A 19,633-nucleotide genomic window follows, 5' to 3' on the forward strand; every position below is an offset into this window, starting at 1 on the left:
TTACTGCCCCTGTTGCGGCGGACCGCATTCATCCGGGCCGTCGCAGACCCGCTTGCCATTCTGGATCACGGCCTGCACGAAGCGCAGGGTCTCGATGTTGGAAAGCGGATCACCCGTGACTGCGATCACGTCCGCCGCCTTGCCCGGCGCGATGGAACCCAGCTCTTTTTCGCGCCCGAGCAGCCGCGCCCCGTTGATCGTCGCCGACTGGATGGCCTGCATGGGCGTCATGCCGTAGCGAACCATGTAGGCGAACTGGCGGCCGTTGTCGCCGTGGGGATACACGCCGCTGTCGGTGCCGTAGGCGATGTTGACGCCCGCGGCCACGGCCTTGCGGAAGCCGTCGCGCTGGGTCTGGGTGGTTTCGATGTTCTTGCGCAGCGTTTCTTCGGACCAGCCCTGCGCGCGTCCCACGGTGTCGATGTAGTCGCCGTTGTAGATGTCGGCGACGAGCCAGGTGCCGTGCTGCTTCATCAGCGCGATGCCTTCGTCGTCGATCAGCGAGCCGTGTTCGATCGAGCGAACGCCCGCGCGCACGGCGTTCTTGATGCCTTCCGCGCCATGCGCATGCGCGGCGACGAAGCTGCCGTGGCGCGCAGCCTCTTCCACGGCGGCGCGGATCTCGTCCTCGGTGTATTCCGGCGTGCCCGGTTCGGTGCCGGCGGTGAGCACTGCGCCCGTGGCGATGACCTTGATGAAGTCGGCGCCGTGGTCGAAGAGATAGTTCACCTTCGTGCGCACCTGGTCCGCGTTGTCGGCCACGCCGCGGCGGAACTCGTCCGGCACCACGGTGCCCTTCGGCAAGCCGGTGACTTCGCCGCCGCCTCCGGTACGCGTTATGTAGGCGCCCGCCACGAACATGCGCGGCCCGGGGATGTCCCCGGCCTTGATCGCATCGCGCAACGCCACGTCCGCGAAGCCGCGGTACACGCCGACATCGCGCACGGTGGTGAAGCCCGCGCGCACCGTGTCCCACGCGTTCTTCGCGCCGATGAAGGCATCGCGCACCGGCGTGCTTTTCAGGGGAAGACTTGGATCCTTGGTCTGGATCTCGTCGGCGATGTGCGTGTGCATGTCCATCAGGCCGGGCAGGACCGTGTACTTCGTCCAGTCGATGACCTTTGCGTCGCGGCCGGCGGCGTCGGACCACGGCGTCACGCTGACGAACTTCCCGTCTTCGATGCGGATGGCGCGATCAGTCAGCACCTCGCCCTTGTCGACATCGACCATGCGGCCGGCGTGGATGACGATCGGTTGCGCGGCGAAGGCGCTGGTGGACAGCGTGGCCGCGATGGCCAGCGCGAGCGTGGACAGCAGTCTGGTATTCATTTTTTCCCTGGAGAGTAACGGCCGTACTGCTTGAGGAGGCGCACCAGCGCATCGTGCGGGATCGCCTTGGCGTAATGCCCACCTTCGCCGCGCATGTCGCGGGCGGCGACCATCGCGTTGACGATGGCTTCCTCCGTTGCCTGCACGGTGCCTTCGAACAGGCCATCGAGGTGATCGTTCCCGATGAATTGGGCCTGGTTGATGTCGGCGCCCGCGGCCGCCGCGGTATTGGCGGTCGAGAACGCAACGAAGATGTCACCCGAACCGTTGCCCGCGTAGCTGCCCATGCGCGCCAGCCCCATGCCCGCGCGCTTGGCGATGCGCTTGAGCTGGTGCGGCAGCAACGGCGCGTCGGTGGCGACGACAATGATGATGGAGCCCGTGTCGCCGCCTGGAAGCGCGTGGCCCGCGCTCGCGAGCGCCGGATCGGTGTACACGCGATCCGCGCGCAGTTTCTGGCCGACCGGCACGCCGGCAATGCGCAGCGTGTCGCGCACGCCGTAATTGGCCTGCACGAGCACGCCGACGGTGTAAGTCGACTTGCCGTCTTCGGACGGGATGCGGCGCGAGGCCGTGCCGATGCCGCACTTGAACTCGTGGCAGATCATGCCGGTGCCGCCGCCGACGTTGCCTTCCGCCACGTCGCCATCGTTCGCCTCGCGCAGGGCCTGCGCGACGTGTTCGGGCTTCACGTGGAAGCCGTTGATGTCGTTGAGGTGCCCGTCCCAGGTTTCCGCGACCACGGGCAGCGACCACCAGTAGCCGCTCGCATCCGCACCGCCGGCTTTCACGCGCTCGGCGATCACGGCATCGCGCACCACGCCGACGCTGTGCGTGTTGGTCAGCATCACCGGGCCTTCGAGCTGCCCGGACTCCTCCAGCCATGCGGTGCCGGTCATCTCGCCGTTGCCGTTGAGCGCGAACCAGCCGCCGAAGACCGGCGTGTCGAAGCTGCCATGGCCGCGCGGCAGGATCGCGGTGACGCCGGTGCGCACCTTGTGCCCGTCGGCGAGATCCTCGATGAGCGTGACCTGCCCGACCGTGACGCCCGCGACATCCGTGATCGCATTGCGCGTGCCGGGCGTGCCTTCGAAGGGAACGCCGAGTGCGCGCGCGCGTTCGGCGGCGAACGCGGACATGCTCGCCGCAACGGCGATGGCCAGCGTGAGGACGCGCAGGCGCATGTGCATCACTGGGCTCCCTTCAGGAATCGCGAATACCAAGCGAGGTTCCGCATCATGCGGTCTTTCAGGTAGCTCGGCACGGTGAGGCCGTGGCTTTCGCCCGGATAGACGACCAGCTGCGTCGGCACGTTGCGCGAGCGCAAGGCCTGGTACATCTGCTCGGCGCCCAGGCAGGGGACGTTGGCATCGGCTTCGCCGCACTGGAACAGCGTGGGCGTGGTGATGCGATCGGAATGCAGGAAGGGGAAGCTGGCGCGATCGTACTGATCGCGGTTGCCCCAGGGCGTCCCGAGCTCGAGCTCGTATTCGCGGATGTACTGGTCGTGCCCGTACATGCCGTACATGTTGGAGGCGCCCGCGCCGCTGATCGCCGCCTTGAAGCGCGTGTCGGTGGCGATCACCGCATTGGTGAGGATCGCGCCGTAGCTCCACCCGCCGATGCCGAGGTGGTCCGGATCGGCGATGCCCATCCCGACGACGTGGTCCACGCCGGCCAGCACATCGCGCGCGTCGACGTTGCCCCAGTCGGCATAGATCGCCTTCGCGAAATCGAATCCGCGCCCCGAACTGCCGCGCGGATTGAGCGCGACGACGACGAAACCATTCGCCGCATAGACCTGCCAGTCGGGCATGAACTCGCGGGAGAACTGGTACACCGGGCCGCCGTGCAGCCGCACGATGGTGGGATAGCGGCGGCCTTCGACGTAGCCGATCGGCTTGACGATGAGGCCGTCGAGTTCGACGTCGCCGTTGCGATACGTGAAATGCTCGTATGGGGCGAGCGTGCGCTTCGCCAGGATTTCGTTGTGGTCGGCGAGCGTGCGCAGGCCCGAAGGTTCGACGGCCGAAATGCTGTACGGGTGCAGGTCATCGCCACCGAGGACCACGATGCGGCCGTCGTGCGACACGTCGAGGTCGTAATCGAAGCGCTGCCCGCTCGTCACCGCGGTGACCTTGCCGTCGGCGAGATCGATGCGCGAGAGCAAGGTCACGAAGTTCTGTTCGACCAGCGCGTACACGCTCTTGCCGTCCGGCGACCAGCGCGGCTTGGTGAAGCAACGGTCGATCGGCGCGGGAATGCGTTCCTGCCCCGTCGCGAGATCGACGATGGCCAGCTGCCACGGCGCGTAGTAGATCCACTTGTCCTCACCGCTGCGCAGGTAGGCGATCTGCTTGCTGTCGGGACTCCAGGTCGGGCGGGTTTCCCAGTACGGGTCGAGGTCGGAGCCGGTGAACGTGGTGAGCTGCCGTTCCTTTGCGCCGGCCTTGGGCTCGACGACGTAAATGTCGTAGTTGAGGTGACGATCGGGATCGACGCCGCGCTTGGTCACGTAGGCGAGCAGCTTGCCGTCCGGCGACCACGCGGGCAGTTGCTCGTCGTGCGCACCGGGCGTGAGCACGTCGGTCTTGCCGGTGGCGATGTCGAAGACGTAGAGATGATTGCGACGCTGGTCCAGGTAACCCACGCCGTCTTCGCGGAACTGGTAACGCTCGGTGACGATCGGCGGCGGCTGCTTCGGCTTCTTCGCACCGAAGGGCCGCTCCGGATCGCGCGCGATGAAGGCCAGGCGCTTGCCGTCCGGCGACCACACGAAGTCGGCGATGCTCTCGCCGAACTTCGTGAGCCGCTTCGGCTCCCCGCCACCGGCGGGCATCAGCCACACCTGCGTCGTCGCGTCTTCGCCGCCGCGATCGGACAGGAACGCGATCGACTTGCCATCGGGCGACCACTGCGGGCGCGATTCGTCGAACTTCGGCGTCTTCGTCAGACGGACGCGATGGCTTCCGTCGTAATCGACGCGCCACAGGTCGGACTGGCTCTGGTCGTCGGGCAGGTTCGCGGACGTGGCCGTGTACACGATCGTGCGGCCGTCCGGCGAGAACGCGGGCTCGGTGAGATCCACCAGGCGCGCGAGGTCGTCGGCGCCGAAGCGCGTGGGTGCGTCCGCCGCGTGCGCGGACCAGGCCAGCAAGCCGACGAGCAAGCCCCATGCACGCATCAATGTTCTCCGGCCATCTTGCGGAACTTGTCCTGCGCCTCGCGCAGGTACGCAAGTGTCGCGTCCTTCTCGGCGGCGTCGTTGTAATCGTCGCGGGCGGAGGCGGCTTCGATCACGCGATCGAGCCACGCGACGAAGTACGTCGCATCGGCGCGCGCGTCGGGCGCGGTGCCCTGCAGCCACACCGGATTGGTGGTCGCGTACGGATACAGGTCGAGCACGGCCGGATCGGCGATGTCGTTCCATGCGCGCAGCAACAGCCAGCCGCCGCGTGGCAGTTCGATTTCGCCTTGCGCGTCGAAGTGCGTGCGATCGCCGGTGAGATCGAAGCGCTGCACGACCTCGCCGTTGGACACGAGCTCCAGGTGATCCACCGACACCGGTGAACGCAGCGCCACGCGATACGGCACCTTGCGCCCCGCCGCGATCGATTCGCCTGGCTTATGGCCATCGAGCAGCAAACCCAGCAGCGGTCCATTGCTGGCAAACCCGTGGCCGGCCTTCAGCGCCGCGAGCACGTGGTCGTCGTCGAGCTTGCCGTCCGTGTCGAGGAACACACGCACCAGCCCCACCGGACCGCGCAGCGATGCGTAGTTCGCCATCGTGTCCGAACCTGCGCCGGCGGGCAGGTGGAAGCCGAGGTTCAACAGGCGATACCAGACGGTCGCCGTCGACTTGTGGTCGGAGAACCCGAGCACTTCGATGTAATCCACCTTGCCGTGCGCGACATCCGCCGGCAGTCCGTGGGTGATCACCGGATCCTTCGCGGGATCGGGCACGGTGTCGAACGGATGCACGTAACCGACCACGCCGCCCTGCGCGTGCGCGAGGTCGGCGATCGTGCCGTTGTGCGGGAACGGGCTCGCCATCGCCGTGTGGCGGTAGGCGGCGAAGTCCGGCGTGATGTAGTGGTCCTGCAGGTGCAGCAGGCCGAGGTGGCCCCAGAAGCTGGTGTGGAATTCCTGCGCGTGCGCGATGCGCGGCCGCGTGTCTGCAGTTGGCTGGCCGAAGTACGCGATGTCAGGGATGCGTTCTTCCTTGTTGACGATCAGGTTCTCGACCAGGTCCAGGTCTTCGGCCTGCGCCTGCCACGCCAGGTGCGTCGGCGTGTTGCGGTAGTGCCCGCCGTAGTTCATGTGCACGTGCAGGTCGGCGCTGACCCAGTGGCCGAAATCGCGCGGCAAGGGTTGCGCGACGAGCGCGACCTGCAGCGGCGTTTCGCGTCCTGCGGCAAGGGTGACGTGCTGCTTCCAGATCGCGTGTGCGAAGCCGTGCTGCACGGTGACGTCAGTGGCGCCCGCGGGCACGTCGAGCGTGCAGGGCGAGGCGCAGTGGAAGTAGTGCACTTCGGTCGCGAGTTTGTCGCGGTCGAAGCCATCATCGGCATGCATCCACGCCGCGTCGGGCGCATGCGCGCGTGCGTCGCTGCCCATCACGGAGACGCGCGCCGGCACGCGTTGGCCGGCCTCGTCCTTGATATCGAGCGTGAGGCGCGCGGTCGGCGCCAGCGTGCGCCGGCGCTTTGCTTCGATGACGCGGCTCGCGCCGCCGAGCGGCTCCATCACGACGAGCTCTGTATTGCCGTCCGCCCCTGCGTTACCGATGTAGGCGATGCGCTTGCCGTCGGGCGACCAGCGCGCATTGCGGCGTTCGCTGTCGCCGAAGGTGAGCGGCAGCGGCGCGGCGCCTTGCACGTTCGTCAGCCACAACTGGTGCGTCTGGCGCCCGTGGTAGCTGGCGAACAACACGCGCTTGCCGTCGGGCGCGAACTCCGGTCGCGCATCCCAACTCGTTTCCTCGGACAGCAGCTTGCGTCGCTGGTCCGGCGCATCGACCGGCACGACGAACAGATCGCCCGTGCCCCAGCCGATTTCCGGATTGGACACGTACAGCAGCGAGCGGCCATCCGGCGACCACGACGGATTGATGGCGTGGTCGAACGGCGAGTAGTAATACCGATCCAGCGTGGTGCGGCGTTCGCCGAGCAGCGGGTGCGGGTTGTGCAGGCCGTCTTCGCCGATGTCCGCAATGAACAGGTTGAAGTGACCCGTGCCTTCGGTGGACACCCAGGCGATGCGCTTGCCATCGGGCGACAGGCGCGGCTCGACGTTGACCGCGTTGCCCTGCGTCAGCGCATGCGCGCGGCCGCTGGCGAGGTCGAGTTGCCACAGCTCCGTTCCCTTGCCGTCGTAGCGCGAGAACACCACGCTGCGGCCATCGCGCGCGACGTCGGGCTGGTAGTCGTACGCACCGCTGGCATGCGTCAGTTCGACCGCCTCGTCGTCGCCGATGCGCTGGCGCCACAGCGATCCGGCCATGCTGTACACGAGCGTGTTGCTGTCCGGCAGGAAGCTCGCCGACGACGGTCCCGTGGTCAGCTGCGGCAGGTACAACTCGCGCCAGTAATAGTCGTGCGGCAGCTTGATCTGCTTGAGCACGGGCTCGCGGCCACTGGCCGCGGCCACGGCCGATGCCAGCAGAGCGACAACGACCGTCGCTCTCCGGATGCGCATCCCCCCAGTGCGCATCCCGTCAGGCCCTGCGGCCGTCGAGCGCTTCGGCGAGGCTCGTTCGCAAGAGCGCGAGCGCCTCGTCGATCTCCTCGCGCGTGACGTTGAGCGGCGGCATGAAGCGCACCGTGCTCGCACCGCAGGAGAGCAGCAGCAGTCCGTTGTGGAAGGCGCGGGTGATCACGTCGTCGCACAGCGCGCGGGCCGGCGTGTGGGCCGCATCGCTTTCCACGAGTTCCATGCCGATCATCAGGCCCTTGCCGCGCACCTCGCCGATGCACGGGAAGTCGCGCTGCAGTTCCTGCAAGCCCGCCAGGAAGTGCGCACCGACCGTGGCGGCGTTGCCGACCATGCCGCCTTCCACCAGGTCGATCGTCGCGTTGGCCGCGGCGCAGGTGATCGGATTGCCGCCGTACGTGTTGCCGTGCGCGCCGCGCTTCCACTGCGAGATCAAACGCCTCTTCGCGACCATCGCACCGATCGGCAGGCCCGAGCCCATGCCCTTCGCGAGCGTCATGATGTCCGGGGACACACCCCAGTGCTGGCTCGCGAACATGCGACCCGTGCGGCCGACGCCGGACTGCACTTCGTCGAAGATCAGCAGGATGCCGTGCTCGTCGCACAGCGCGCGCAGGCCGGCGAGGAAGCCGTCCGGCGGCACGATGTAACCGCCCTCGCCTTGCATCGGCTCGACCAGGATCGCCGCGACTTCCGACGGCGGCACCGAGCGTTCGAACAGCATGCGGATGTAATCCAGCACCGCGGCGCCCTGGTCGTCGCCGGCGAAGATCGGGCGATACGGATTCGGGTACGGCACGTGCGTCACGCCGGGCATCGTGGCGAAGAAGCCCTTCTGCTGCGTGTACTTGCTGGACGTGAACGCGAGCGAGCCCATCGTGCGCCCGTGGAAGCCGCCGAGGAAGCCGATGAAGCGCGAGCGCCCGGTGACGTAGCGCGCGAGCTTGATCGCCGCTTCCACCGCTTCGGTGCCCGACTGGCACAGGAAACTCATCGCCGGCTCGCCCATCGGCGCGATGCGCGCGAGGCGTTCGCCGAGGCCGACCATCTGCTCGTGCCAGTAATCGCTGGAGATGTGCAGGAATTTGTCCGCGGCGTCCTTCACCGCCGCGACGACCTGCGGATGCGCGTGGCCGGTGCTGCACACCGCGATGCCGGCAGCGAAATCGAGGAAGCGATTGCCGTCGACATCCCACACTTCGGTGCCGCGGCCATGCGACATCACGAAGGGATAGTCGCGCGGATACGACGGCGAAATCACTTCCGCGTCGCGTGCGATCAGCGCGCGCGCGTTCGGGCCAGGGAGTTCGGTGCGGATGTGCGGATTGGACATGGCGGGGGACATGCGGGTCATGGGGTCACTCTCGTCTTTGCGCCGGCCGGCAGGACGACGGGTTGTGCATGCGCCGCGCGCGTGCGGGCATGCAGCGCGCGCAGCGTGTTGAGTTCGTGGTCGGTCGGCGGCGCCAGCGTGTCGATGACGTCGGCGACGGCCAGCGGCCAGCCGACCGCGGCGCGCGCTTCTTCGACGGTGGCATCGGCGAACAGCGCAGTGAGTTGCAGCTCGTCGGTTTTCGGCCGCGGCGCGAGGATGCCGAAATCGGTGATCACCGCACGCGGGCCGCCGCCCCGCGCATTCGTGCGCGCGCGCGCGCCACCGCCGGTGCCGAAGCCGGCGCTCGTGCAGAAGTCGAGTTGCTCGACGAAGCTGCGCGGCGTGGCCTTCGCCATCACGAAGGTCTCGCGGGCGTGCGCGGCGATCTCGGGCGCACCGCCTGCGCCGGGCAGGCGCGTCGCCGGATGCACGTAGGGGCCGATCACGGTGCTGTTCAAGTTGCCGAAACGATCGACCTGCGCGGCACCGAGGAAGCCGACATCCACGCGCCCGCCCTGCAGGTAATGCGAGAACACTTCCGGCAAGGGCACGACGAACGCAGCGGTCTCGGCCAGTTCGCCGTCGCCGATCGACAAGGGCAGCACGTCCGGGCGCGTGCCGATCGTGCCGGATTCGTAGATCAGCACGATGTCCGGCGCATGCGTGAGCCGCGCCAGGTTGCACGCCGCACTCGGCAGGCCGATGCCGACGAAGCACACGCAGCGGTCGCGCAACATGCGCGCGGCAGCGACGGTCATCCATTCATCGCGGGTCGCCTGCATCATGCGGCCCTCTTCTCCAGGCTCGCGAGGAAGCCCGCGTGGTCGGCGGTCTCCAGCACGTGGCGTTGCATCCATGCCTGGAACACTTCGCGATTGCGGGCGATCGCATCCCACTGTTGGTAGAAGGCGTTGTCGCGTCCGTAGAAGCCATGCGCATACGAGGGGTAGGCGCCACCCGGGCAATGCACCACCGCGCTGACGATGAAGTGCGGCAGCACGATCGCGTTCATCGCCGGCGACAGCGTGTCGACGATTTCTTCGACGGTGACGATCACGCGCGAGGCCGCCATCGCAGCTTCGCGCAATGCACCGACGATGCCGTGCAGCGCGACGTTGCCCGCGCGGTCCGCGCGTTGCGCGTGCAGGATCGTGACATCGGGATTCAACGCGGGCACCGCGGCCAGGCGCTCGCCGGTGAAGGGACATTCGACGCGGCGGATGCGTGGATTGACGTGGTCCAGGTCGTTGTCCAGATACCCGCGCAGCGTGCCGAACGGCAGGTGCGCCGCGCCCGCGCAGAAGGCCGCGGCCATGCCGGCGTGGCTGTGTTCGTCCAGTTCCAGCGGACGCGGCCACGCGTGCTCCACCGCATCGCGCAAGCGATGCAGCGACCCCACGCCCGGATTGCCCCCCCACGAGAACGTCAGCTTGCGCGCGCAGCCCATGCCGATCAGCTGGTCGTAGATCAGGTCCGGCGTCATGCGGATCAGGTGCAGGTCGCGCTTGCCCTGGCGGATCAGCTCATGGCCGGCCGCGAATGGAATCAGGTGCGTGAAGCCTTCCAGCGCCACGCTGGCGCCGTCGGCGACATGGGTCTGGATCGCTTCGCGGAGCGAGGTCACAGGCATCGTTGCGCGCTCACTCCACCACGGTGCGCGACTGCTCGCGCAGGTATTGCTGCAGGTAGTAGAACGAGGCGATCGCCTTGCCCGTCGAACCCGATCCCTTCCATCCACCGAAGGGTTGGTAGCCGGGCCATGCGCCCGTGGTCGCGCCCTGCGGGCGATTGGCGTAGGTCACGCCCGCTTCGATGTGGTCCTGGAACCACGGCACTTCGCCTGCGTCGCCGTAGAAGCCGGCGGTCAGGCCCATGTCGGTGTCGTTGGCCAGGCGCATCGCGTCGTCGCGATCGCGGTAGCGATGCAGCATCACGATGGGCAGGAACATCTCCTGCTTCCACAGCGGATGCGCAAGATCGGCCTCCGCAAGGACCGGCTCGACGTAGTACCCGCGCGCGGCATCGGCATTGCGCAGTTGCTTGCCGCCGCGCAACAGCTTCGCGCCGCCGGCTTCGAGGTCGAGCACGAAGCGCGCGTAGTTGGCATACGCGGAGGCGTTGACCACCGGGCCCAGCCAGTGCTCGCGCTTGCGCGCATCGCCGATGTTGATCGCGTCGATCTGCGCCGTGAGTTTTTCGATGAGCGCGTCGGCGACCTTTTCATGCACGTACAGGCGGGAAAGCGCCGAACATTTCTGCCCGCCCATGCCGAAGGCCGAACGCGCGATGCCGGCGGCGGCGCGATCCAGGTCGGCGTGTTCGGTGACGATGCAGGGATTCTTGCCGCCCATCTCGGCGATGCACGGGCGCGGATACGCACCGCCCGCCATCTTCTGCAGCAACTGGCGGCCGACCGGCACCGATCCGGTGAAGGTGATGCCGGCCGTCAGCGGATGCTTGGCCAGCGCTTCGCCGGCTTCGCTGCCGGCGCCCGACAGGTAATTGAAGGTCCCGACCGGGAAGCCCGCATCGCGCAGCACTTCGGCCAGCAGGCGCCCGGACCACGGCGTATCGGTCGCCGACTTGAAGACCACCGTGTTGCCCGTGACCAGCGCCGCTGCGACGGGACCGCCGGCGAGCGCGAACGGAAAGTTGAACGGCGCGATCACGACCCACGCGCCATAGGGGCGCATGACGCTGCGATTGTGCGAGGCCACGCCTTCGATCGGATCGTCGGGCAGCGGATGGTCGAAGCCGGAATGCTTTTCGAAGTCGTCGGCGTAGTGATGGAAGAAGTCGACGGTTTCCTGCGCTTCGCCCAGCGCCTCCATGCGGTTCTTGCCGACTTCCAGCGTGAGCGCCGCGGCGATGTCGTACACGCGCTGCTGCATGAGGTCGCCGGCTTTGCGCAGCAATGCGGCGCGTTCGGCGACGGGCAGCGCGCGCCATGCGGGATACGCCGCGTTTGCGGCGCGCATCGCGGCATCCACGTCGCCGGCATCAGCCAGCGGGAATTCGCCGAGTGCCACGTTCGTGTCGATGGGGCTGTGCTTGGTCGCCCAGGCAGCGGGCTGGCGATCCGCGCCGCCCACGAACAACGGATGGCGCTGGCCGAACATGGCTTCGAGCCTGGCCAGGGCCGCCTCGAACTGCACGTGCATTTCCGCCGGCGGGTTGAACATCGTGGCGTAAGTCAGGCGAAAGCTCATGTCGGCGCCTCTGCGGAACGTGTTTCGGGGGATGGGGTGAAGTGGCGCGCCAGCAGGCGGTCGAGCAGCGCGATCGCATCGGCGAGTTCGGCGTCTTCGATGACCAGGGGCGGCGCCAGCAGGATCAGGTTGCCGCGCGTGGCGAAGGACACGCCCGCGGCCATCGCTTCGTCCACCAGCGCCTTGAGCGCAGGCGGCGTCTGCGGCCACGGGGCCAGCGGTGCGCGCGTGGCGCGGTCGGTGACCAGTTCGATGACCGCGAACAGGCCGTGGCCGCCGCGCACGTCGCCGATCACCGGGTGTTTGGATTGCAGGCGCTGCACGGCGGTGAGCAGGTCCGCGCCGCGCGAACGCGAGCGTTCGATCAAACCTTCGTCGGCGTAGGCCTGCATCGCGGCGACACCGGCCGCGCAGGCGAGCGGATGCCCGCAATACGTCAGGCCCGTGTAGAGCATTTCGTGTTCGATGCGCGCGGCGACATCGCGGCTCAGCACCACGGCGCCGAGCGGCAATGCCGCACCGGTCAGGCCTTTCGCCAGCGTCATCATGTCCGGACGCCCGGCCTCGCCATGGCGTTGCCAGGCGAACCACTCGCCGCAACGACCGAAGGCGCTCATCACTTCATCGGCAATCAGATACACGCCGCGCTCCGCCGTGGCACGACGCAACGCAGGCCAGTACGTGTCCGGCGCGACGATGCCATTGGTGCCCGCATTGGGTTCCATGAGCACCGCGGCGACCGTGTCGGCGCCGAGGATGTCGATGCGATCGGCGACGGCCTGCGCCGCGCGATGGCCGCATTCGTCCGCATCGCGCGTGCCGAACGGGCAGCGGTACGCATACGGCGGCGGCACGTGCTGCACGCCGAAGGCACTGGCATCGACCTGCGCCTGCGTGCGCGAATCCCCCGACAACGCCATCGCCAGATGCGTCGCCCCGTGGTACGAGCGATCGCGTGCGAGCACCGTGCCGCGCGGCCTGCGCGAGGCCTGGCGCGCGATCTTGACGGCGTTCTCGTTGGCATCGGCGCCGCCGAGCGTGAAGAACACGCGGCCGCCTTCGAAGCCCGAACGTTCGAGCAGCATCGCGGCAAGTTCGGCCCGCGGTTTCGCGCCCCAGGCATTGCTGACGAAGCACAGGCGCTCGGCCTGTTCGCGGATCGCCGCGACCAGGCGCGGATGCTGGTGCCCGAGGTTGCTGCACTCGGCCAAGCTGCTCATGTCCAGGATCGAGCGCCCATCGGCCAGGTGCAGCCGGGCGCCCTGGCCGCCGACCACGGTCGGCGCATTCCAGTCGGCCTGGACCGACCAGCTATGCAGCACCGACGCGCGTTCGTTGATGGTCATCGACCGGAACACCTCGTATGGCGACTACGTGGGCATTTGTGCGCTATGCGCACTCACTGTGCGTATTGCGCACCACTCTATGGAGCCCTTACCCTCGGCGTCAATCCACCGCAAACAGGGATGCCAGGGACCAGCATGGCCAAGGCAGTGCGCAACGACCCGACGTTCGAGGACAGCCGCGATTACGTGCAGTCCCTGGCCCGCGGCTTGTCCGTGCTGCGTGCGTTCGATGCGGAGAACACACGCCTGAGCCTGGCCGACATCGCCGCACGCACCTCAATGTCGCGCGCCGCTGCGCGTCGGCTGGTGATGACGCTGGAACACCTGGGCTACGTGCGCAGCGGCGGCCGCGAATACGTGCTGAGCCCCAGCGTGCTCGAGCTCGGCTTCGGCTACCTCGGCTCGCTCAACCTCACCGACCTCGCCCAGCCCCTGCTGGAAGATCTCGCGCGCACCGTCAACCAGAGCAGTTCGATGGCGGTGCTGGAAGGCCAGTCGATCGTGTACGTGCTGCGCGTGCCGGGCCGCCGGATCATGAGCGTGACGCTCGGGGTCGGCGCACGCTTGCCGGCGTTTTCCGCTTCGATGGGGCGCGTGCTGCTGTCGGGCCTGGACAATGCCGCGCTCGACCAGTGGATGGGCGACTGCCGGCCGATCGCGCACACGCCGCATACCGTCACCGATACGCGCCGGCTGCGTCGCATCGTCGACGAGGTGCGCGCACAGGGGTACGCCTACGTCGAACAGGAACTCGAACTCGGGTTGTGCTCGGTCGCCGTGCCGGTGCACAACGCCGATGGCCGCATCGCCACGGCGATCAACGTGAGCATGCCCTACCACCCGGATGCCGGGCGCGAGGCGCTGGCCACGGTCCTGCCGCAACTGAAGCTCACTGCATCCGCCATCGAGCACTGCATGCCGTCGCATCGCCTGCCCGCCGTGAGCCCGTGAGCCGGGCCGCATGAAGGGGGCGCGCGCGGTCTATCTCTGCGACGGCGTGCGCACGCCGTTCGGCCGCTATCGCGGCGGCCTGTCTTCGATCCGCACCGACGATCTCGCGGCACTTCCGCTGCGGCAGTTGATGGAACGCCATCCGGGGCTTGCCGAGAAGATCGACGAGGTCATCCTCGGGTGCGCCAACCAATCCGGCGAGGACAACCGCAACGTCGCCCGCATGGCGGCGTTGCTCGCGGGGCTGCCCGTGTCGGTGCCTGGCGTGACGGTGAATCGCCTGTGCGCCTCGGGCCTGGAAGCGGTGGGCCAGGCGGCGCGCGCGATTGCGCTCGGCGAGGCGGAGCTGGTGCTGGCCGGCGGCGTGGAAGGCATGTCGCGCGCGCCCTACGTGATGGGCAAGGCCGACGTGCCGTTCGGGCGCGAGCAGAAACTCGAGGACACCACGCTGGGCTGGCGCTTCGTCAATCCGGCGATGGCGGCGCTGCACGGCGTGGATTCGATGGCGCAGACCGCGGAAAACCTCGCGCGCGAACACGGCATCGCCCGCGCCGACCAGGATGCATTCGCATGGCGGTCGCAGCAGCGCGCCGCGCGCGCGATCGCCAGCGGTCGCCTCGCCGAAGAACTCATGTCCGTGGGCAAGTGCGTCGCCGACGAACAACCGCGCCCCGACTCCACGCCGGACAAGCTCGCCACGCTCTCGCCCCTGCTCGGCGCTGACGGCACGATCACCGCAGGCAACGCCTCCGGCCTCAACGACGGCGCCTGCGCGCTGTTGCTCGCCTCCGAAGAGGCCGTGGCACGTTTTGGCCTGGTGCCCCGTGTCCGCGTGCTCGGCATGGCGGCCGCCGGCGTGCCGCCGCGCACCATGGGCATCGGTCCGGTCCCGGCCATCGGGCGATTGTTCAAACGCCTGGATTGCAACCTGGAGGCCTTCGATCGCATCGAGATCAATGAAGCATTCGCCGCGCAGGTGCTGGCCTGCACGCGCGCCCTGGGGCTGGCCGACGACGCCGATCGGGTCAATCCGAACGGCGGCGCGCTGGCCCTCGGGCATCCGCTCGGCGCAAGCGGTGCACGATTGGTGCTGACAGCGATGCACGATCTACAGCATGCTGCACGCGACCGGGCCCTGGTCGCGATGTGTGTCGGCGTGGGCCAGGGGGTGGCTTTCGCCATGGAGCGCGTGCGATGAACACGGTGTCCGAAACGACTGCTTCGCTCGATGTCGCGCTGGCGCATACCTCGCGCCTGCTCGGCACGGACCCTGCGCTTGCCGCTGAACAGGCCAACGAGATCCTGCGTGTCGTCGGTGCGCATCCCACGGCCACGCTGTTGCTCGGGCTTGCCCTGGATCGGACGGGTCGCGCGGACGAAGCCCTGGTGGCGCTCAAGCGCGCGGTCTCGCTCGATCCTGCGCAGCCGGGCGCCTGGCTCGCCCTGGCCGACCACCTGGCCGCGACCGGCGACGCCGCCGGCGCCGATGACGCCTACGTCCGCTACGTGGCCCGCGCCAATCGCGACCCCGCCCTCATGCAGGCCGGCGCCGCGCTCGCCGCCAATCGCCTGCCGGAAGCCGAGTCGCTGCTGCGCGCGCGCCTGGAGCGCCTGCCCACCGACGTCGCCGCGATGCGCATGCTCGCCGAACTCGCCGCGCGCCTGGGCCGCAGCGAAGATGCCGAACACCTGCTCGCGCGCGCACTGGAACTCGCACCGGGCTTCCACGCCGCGCGCCAGCACTACGCGCTGGTCCTGTACCGCGGCAACAAGCCGACCGAAGCGCTGGCGGAAGTCGACACGCTGCTGCGCCTGGACCCGAACAACCCCGGCTATCGCAACCTGAAGGCCGTGGTGCTGTGCCGCATCGGCGACTTCGCGCCCGCGCTCGAGATCTACGCCGACATCCTGCGCCAGCATCCGGGCCAGACGAAGATCTGGATGAGTTACGGGCACGCGCTCAAGACCGCCGGACGCCAGGACGACGCGATCGCCGCCTATCGTCGTTGCATCGCGCTCGATGCGTCCTTCGGCGAAGCGTGGTGGAGCCTGGCGAACCTGAAGACCTTCCGCTTCGAAGCGGACGATCTCGCGCTGATGCGCCGCCAGCTCGCGAACGAATCGCTCGCCGTCGAACACCGCCTGCACCTCGGCTTCGCGCTGGGCAAGGCGCTGGAGGACACGGAAGCGTTCGCCGAATCCTTCGCGCATTACGACAAGGGCAATGCGCTGCGCCGCGGCCAGCTCATGTACACGCCCGAAGACAACACCTCGCGCGTGCGCAAGATCAAGCGCAGCTACACGCGCGAGTTCTTTGCCGAACGTGCAGGCAGCGGCTGCCAGGCCGCCGATCCGATCTTCATCGTCGGCATGCCGCGCGCCGGCTCCACGCTGATCGAACAGATCCTCTCGAGCCATTCGGCGGTCGAGGGCACGATGGAACTGCCCGAGATCATTTCGATGACGCGCGACCTGCGCCGCCAGGTCGACGCCGGGCAGGCACATCCGTACCACGACGCGCTCGCCGCGCTCGACGGCGACGCGCTGCGCGCGCTCGGCGAGCATTACCTGGAACGCACGCGCATCCACCGCAAGACCGGTGCGCCGCGTTTCATCGACAAGATGCCGAACAACTTTGCGCACATCGGCCTGATCCAGCTGGTGCTGCCCAACGCGAAGATCATCGACGCACGCCGGCACCCGCTCGCGTGCTGCTTCTCGAACTTCAAGCAGCACTTCGCCCGCGGGCAGGCCTTCAGCTACGGGCTCGACGACCTCGGCCGCTATTACGCCGACTACGTCGAGCTCATGGCGCACTTCGACGCCGTGCTGCCCGGCCGCGTCCATCGCGTGGTGTACGAGCGCATGGTCGAGGACACCGAGGCCGAAGTGCGCCGCCTGCTCGACTACTGCGGCCTGCCGTTCGAAGAGCAGTGCCTGCGCTTCTACGAAAACGACCGCCCTGTGCGCACCGCGAGTTCCGAACAGGTGCGCCGGCCCATCTATCGCGACGGCGTCGACCAATGGCGCCATTACGAACCCTGGCTCGAACCGCTGAAGGCGGCGCTGGGCCCCGTGTTGGAGGCATACCCCGAAGCACCGTTCTGAGCCACTTCGTTTTGTTCAACTATCTGGGAGGGAGTTGGATGCATCGTTCACGTCAGACACCGCAGCGCAACCGGGCGAACCTGACCCGTTTGCCACTCGCGGCCGCGATCTACCTCGCCTTCGGCACTGCGTTCGCGCAGGACGCCGCGGCGCAGCAGGATCCGGCACAACAGTCCACGCAACCGGCGACCACCACGCAGACCGCGCCGGCGCAAAAACAGGCGGTGCTCGAAACCGTCACCGTCACGGCGCAGAAGCGTACGGAAGACGTCCAGAAGGTGCCGATCAGCATCCAGGTGCTCGGCCAGCAGAAGCTCAACGAGCTCGACCTCCAGGACTTCAGCGACTACGCGCCCTTCATCCCGGCCTTGTCGTTCGACACGGGTGAAGGCGGCGGCTCGGTGCCGTACTTCCGCGCGGTCGCCAGCGGCGAAAACAGCAACCACTCCGGCCCGCAGCCGAGCGTGGGCGTGTACCTCGACGAACAACCGGTGACGACCATCGGCGGCGTGCTCGACGTGCACCTGTACGACATCGACCGCGTCGAAGCACTCGCCGGCCCGCAGGGCACGCTGTACGGCGCAAGCTCGCAGGCCGGTACGCTGCGCATCATCACCCGCAAGCCCGATCCGACCGGCTTCTCCGCCGGCTATGCGATCGGCGCGAACGGCATGACGGGCGGCGACATGGGCTGGGGCCTGGATGCCTTCGTCAACGTTCCCTTCTCCAAGGACATCGCGCTGCGCGTCGTCGCCTGGGACAAGAAGGACTCCGGTTACGTCGACAACGTCCCCGCCACGCGCACCTTCCCGTCCTGGAACGCCGATTCCGGCGGCAATGGCACCATCACCAACGTCGGCACGGTGGCGGAAAGCAACTACAACGACGTGTTCACCCGTGGCGCCCGCGCCGCGCTGCGCTTCAACATCGGTGAGAACTGGACCATCACGCCCGGCGTGATGACGCAGAAGCAGGACTCCTACGGCAACTTCTCCAGCGACGACCACCTCGGCCGGTACAAGGTCAACAAGTACTACCCCGAGTTCGCGCACGACGACTGGACGCAGGCCTCGCTGACGGTCGAAGGCAAGATCGGCAACTTCGACCTGACCTACGCCTACGCCCACCTCAAGCGCGACATCGATTCGGCCGCGGACTACTCCGACTACTCGTTCTGGTACGACACGCTGGACGGGTCCGGCGCGTACTTCTACGACGACTCCGGCGCGCTGATCAATCCGTCGCAGGTCATCTGGGGCGACGACCGCTTCACCCTGTCGAGCCACGAACTGCGCATCGCATCGCCCGCCGACCAGCCGTTCCGCTTCGTCGCCGGCCTGTTCTGGCAGAAGCAGACGCACGACATCCTGCAGCGCTACCTGACAGTCGGCGACCTGGCCACGCCCCTGGAAGTGGCAGGCTGGACCGACACCATCTGGCTGACGCAGCAGGGCCGCCGCGACCAGGACGACGCGATCTTCGGTGAAATGTCGTACGACTTCACCGATCACTGGACCGGTACCGTCGGCGCGCGCCACTTCAGCTACGACAACAACCTGCGTGGCTTCTTCGGCTACAGCGATGGCTACAGCAGCCACTACGGCGTGGCGCTGTGCTTCAACGACATGCAGTTCCGCGGCGCGCCGTGTGTGAACCTGGACAACACGGTCAAGAAGAGCGACACGGTCTATCGCGCGAACCTGACCTACAAGTTCGACGACCACAAGCTGGTGTACGGCACCTGGTCGGAGGGCTACCGTCCCGGCGGCCTGAACCGCAACGGCACCGTTCCGCCGTACCTGCCCGACTACCTGACCAACTGGGAACTCGGTTGGAAGACGACCTGGCAGGACAATCGCCTGGCCTTCAACGGCGCGATCTTCCAGGAGAACTGGGACGACATCCAATACTCGTTCCTGCCTCCGAGCGGCTCGGGCCTGACGGTGATCCGCAATGCAGGCAACGCACGCATCCGCGGCATCGAAATGGATGCGAACTGGGCGGCGACCTACAACCTGCTGCTCAGTGGCGGCATGGCGTTCTACAAGGCGGAGCTCACGAAGCCTTACTGCGGTTTCAACGACCTCGCCGGCAATCCGGTGAAGGAGTGCCCGGCCGGCACGGTCAACCCGAACGACCCGAACGATCCGGATGACGATGAGATCGTCGACGGGCCGCAGGCGCCGGTCGGGACGCGACTGCCGGTGACGCCGCGCTACAAGGGCAACCTGACGGCGCGCTACTCGTTCGACATCGGCGAGTACGAGTCCTACGTGCAGGGTGCCGGGGTGTATGTCGGCGATCGCCGTGCGGCGTTGATCCGCGAGGACTTCGACGCCTACGGCAACCTCGCTGCGTACACGCAGGTCGACTTCGCGGCGGGCATCCGCCGCGGCAACTGGTCGATCGATTTCTTCCTGAAGAATGCGTTCAACGAAGCGGCCCAGCTGTCGCGCTTCTCGCAGTGCGCCACGGACACTTGCGGCTTCCAGCCGTACACGGTCCACAGCGCACCGCGTTCGTTCGGCCTCCGCTTCTCGCAGGAATTCTGAGTCGCACCATCGCCGGCGGCGGCTTCGGCCGCCGCCGGTTTTTTTCAGCCT

13 protein-coding genes are annotated in these 19,633 nt (G+C 67.8%); 4 read left to right on the top strand and 9 right to left on the bottom strand.

The window, feature by feature from the left end; all coding sequences use genetic code 11:
* The 9 genes from LVB87_RS02835 to LVB87_RS02875 all read right to left on the bottom strand — a co-directional run bounded on the left by LVB87_RS02835 (position 1) and on the right by LVB87_RS02875 (position 12,971).
* Positions 1 to 1,329, bottom strand: a complete 1,329-nt coding sequence (locus LVB87_RS02835) for an amidohydrolase family protein (protein ID WP_232899405.1) — start codon at positions 1,327 to 1,329, stop codon at positions 1 to 3.
* The gene (locus LVB87_RS02840; RefSeq protein ID WP_232899406.1) at positions 1,326 to 2,519 is read right to left on the bottom strand and encodes a P1 family peptidase; all 1,194 of its coding nucleotides are present in this window, start codon (positions 2,517 to 2,519) and stop codon (positions 1,326 to 1,328) included. Before LVB87_RS02840 ends, LVB87_RS02835 begins: the two co-directional genes overlap by 4 nt.
* Complete coding sequence (locus LVB87_RS02845) at positions 2,519 to 4,513, bottom strand: S9 family peptidase (protein ID WP_232899407.1); 1,995 nt, start codon at positions 4,511 to 4,513, stop codon at positions 2,519 to 2,521. Before LVB87_RS02845 ends, LVB87_RS02840 begins: the two co-directional genes overlap by 1 nt.
* Entirely contained in the window at positions 4,513 to 6,978 is a 2,466-nt protein-coding gene (locus LVB87_RS02850) for a CehA/McbA family metallohydrolase (RefSeq protein ID WP_232899408.1), read from the bottom strand. Before LVB87_RS02850 ends, LVB87_RS02845 begins: the two co-directional genes overlap by 1 nt.
* Positions 6,979 to 7,045: 67 nt before the next feature.
* Entirely contained in the window at positions 7,046 to 8,395 is a 1,350-nt protein-coding gene (locus LVB87_RS02855; RefSeq protein ID WP_232899409.1) for an acetyl ornithine aminotransferase family protein, read from the bottom strand.
* Entirely contained in the window at positions 8,392 to 9,201 is an 810-nt protein-coding gene (locus tag LVB87_RS02860) for a CoA-transferase (RefSeq protein WP_232899410.1), read from the bottom strand. The genes LVB87_RS02855 and LVB87_RS02860 overlap by 4 nt, the downstream gene beginning before the upstream one ends.
* Positions 9,198 to 10,046, bottom strand: coding sequence for a CoA-transferase (locus LVB87_RS02865; RefSeq protein WP_232899411.1), 849 nt, complete (start codon positions 10,044 to 10,046; stop codon positions 9,198 to 9,200). Before LVB87_RS02865 ends, LVB87_RS02860 begins: the two co-directional genes overlap by 4 nt.
* Positions 10,047 to 10,056: 10 nt before the next feature.
* Complete coding sequence (locus LVB87_RS02870; protein WP_232899412.1) at positions 10,057 to 11,625, bottom strand: aldehyde dehydrogenase family protein; 1,569 nt, start codon at positions 11,623 to 11,625, stop codon at positions 10,057 to 10,059.
* Positions 11,622 to 12,971, bottom strand: a complete 1,350-nt coding sequence (locus LVB87_RS02875; protein ID WP_232899413.1) for an aminotransferase class III-fold pyridoxal phosphate-dependent enzyme — start codon at positions 12,969 to 12,971, stop codon at positions 11,622 to 11,624. Before LVB87_RS02875 ends, LVB87_RS02870 begins: the two co-directional genes overlap by 4 nt.
* Positions 12,972 to 13,106: 135 nt before the next feature.
* Between LVB87_RS02875 and LVB87_RS02880 the strand changes: the two genes are divergently transcribed.
* From LVB87_RS02880 to LVB87_RS02895, 4 genes are read left to right on the top strand one after another with little or no spacing between them, the layout of a single operon-like run.
* The gene (locus tag LVB87_RS02880) at positions 13,107 to 13,922 is read left to right on the top strand and encodes an IclR family transcriptional regulator C-terminal domain-containing protein (RefSeq protein WP_232899414.1); all 816 of its coding nucleotides are present in this window, start codon (positions 13,107 to 13,109) and stop codon (positions 13,920 to 13,922) included.
* Between the two features lie 10 nt (positions 13,923 to 13,932).
* Positions 13,933 to 15,120, top strand: a complete 1,188-nt coding sequence (gene pcaF, locus LVB87_RS02885) for a 3-oxoadipyl-CoA thiolase (RefSeq protein ID WP_232899415.1) — start codon at positions 13,933 to 13,935, stop codon at positions 15,118 to 15,120.
* Complete coding sequence (locus LVB87_RS02890; RefSeq protein ID WP_232899416.1) at positions 15,117 to 17,030, top strand: tetratricopeptide repeat-containing sulfotransferase family protein; 1,914 nt, start codon at positions 15,117 to 15,119, stop codon at positions 17,028 to 17,030. The genes pcaF and LVB87_RS02890 overlap by 4 nt, the downstream gene beginning before the upstream one ends.
* A 38-nt stretch (positions 17,031 to 17,068) precedes the next feature.
* A complete protein-coding gene (locus tag LVB87_RS02895) occupies positions 17,069 to 19,582 on the top strand; it encodes a TonB-dependent receptor (protein ID WP_232899417.1) in 2,514 nt (837 codons plus the stop codon).
* Positions 19,583 to 19,633: the final 51 nt, after the last annotated feature.

The sequence above is a fragment of the Lysobacter sp. KIS68-7 genome, assembly GCF_021284745.1.
Classification (GTDB): domain Bacteria; phylum Pseudomonadota; class Gammaproteobacteria; order Xanthomonadales; family Xanthomonadaceae; genus Noviluteimonas.

Excerpts from the sequence above, each read along its gene's own strand:
- LVB87_RS02835 (WP_232899405.1), bottom strand. The coding sequence starts at position 1,329 with ATGAATACCAGACTGCTGTCCACGCTCGCGCTGGCCATCGCGGCCACG.
- LVB87_RS02840 (WP_232899406.1), bottom strand. The coding sequence starts at position 2,519 with ATGCACATGCGCCTGCGCGTCCTCACGCTGGCCATCGCCGTTGCGGCG.
- LVB87_RS02845 (WP_232899407.1), bottom strand. The coding sequence starts at position 4,513 with ATGCGTGCATGGGGCTTGCTCGTCGGCTTGCTGGCCTGGTCCGCGCAC.
- LVB87_RS02855 (WP_232899409.1), bottom strand. The coding sequence starts at position 8,395 with ATGACCCGCATGTCCCCCGCCATGTCCAATCCGCACATCCGCACCGAA.
- LVB87_RS02860 (WP_232899410.1), bottom strand. The coding sequence starts at position 9,201 with ATGATGCAGGCGACCCGCGATGAATGGATGACCGTCGCTGCCGCGCGC.
- LVB87_RS02865 (WP_232899411.1), bottom strand. The coding sequence starts at position 10,046 with ATGCCTGTGACCTCGCTCCGCGAAGCGATCCAGACCCATGTCGCCGAC.
- LVB87_RS02870 (WP_232899412.1), bottom strand. The coding sequence starts at position 11,625 with ATGAGCTTTCGCCTGACTTACGCCACGATGTTCAACCCGCCGGCGGAA.
- LVB87_RS02875 (WP_232899413.1), bottom strand. The coding sequence starts at position 12,971 with ATGACCATCAACGAACGCGCGTCGGTGCTGCATAGCTGGTCGGTCCAG.
- LVB87_RS02880 (WP_232899414.1), top strand. The coding sequence starts at position 13,107 with ATGGCCAAGGCAGTGCGCAACGACCCGACGTTCGAGGACAGCCGCGAT.
- pcaF (WP_232899415.1), top strand. The coding sequence starts at position 13,933 with ATGAAGGGGGCGCGCGCGGTCTATCTCTGCGACGGCGTGCGCACGCCG.
- LVB87_RS02890 (WP_232899416.1), top strand. The coding sequence starts at position 15,117 with ATGAACACGGTGTCCGAAACGACTGCTTCGCTCGATGTCGCGCTGGCG.
- LVB87_RS02895 (WP_232899417.1), top strand. The coding sequence starts at position 17,069 with ATGCATCGTTCACGTCAGACACCGCAGCGCAACCGGGCGAACCTGACC.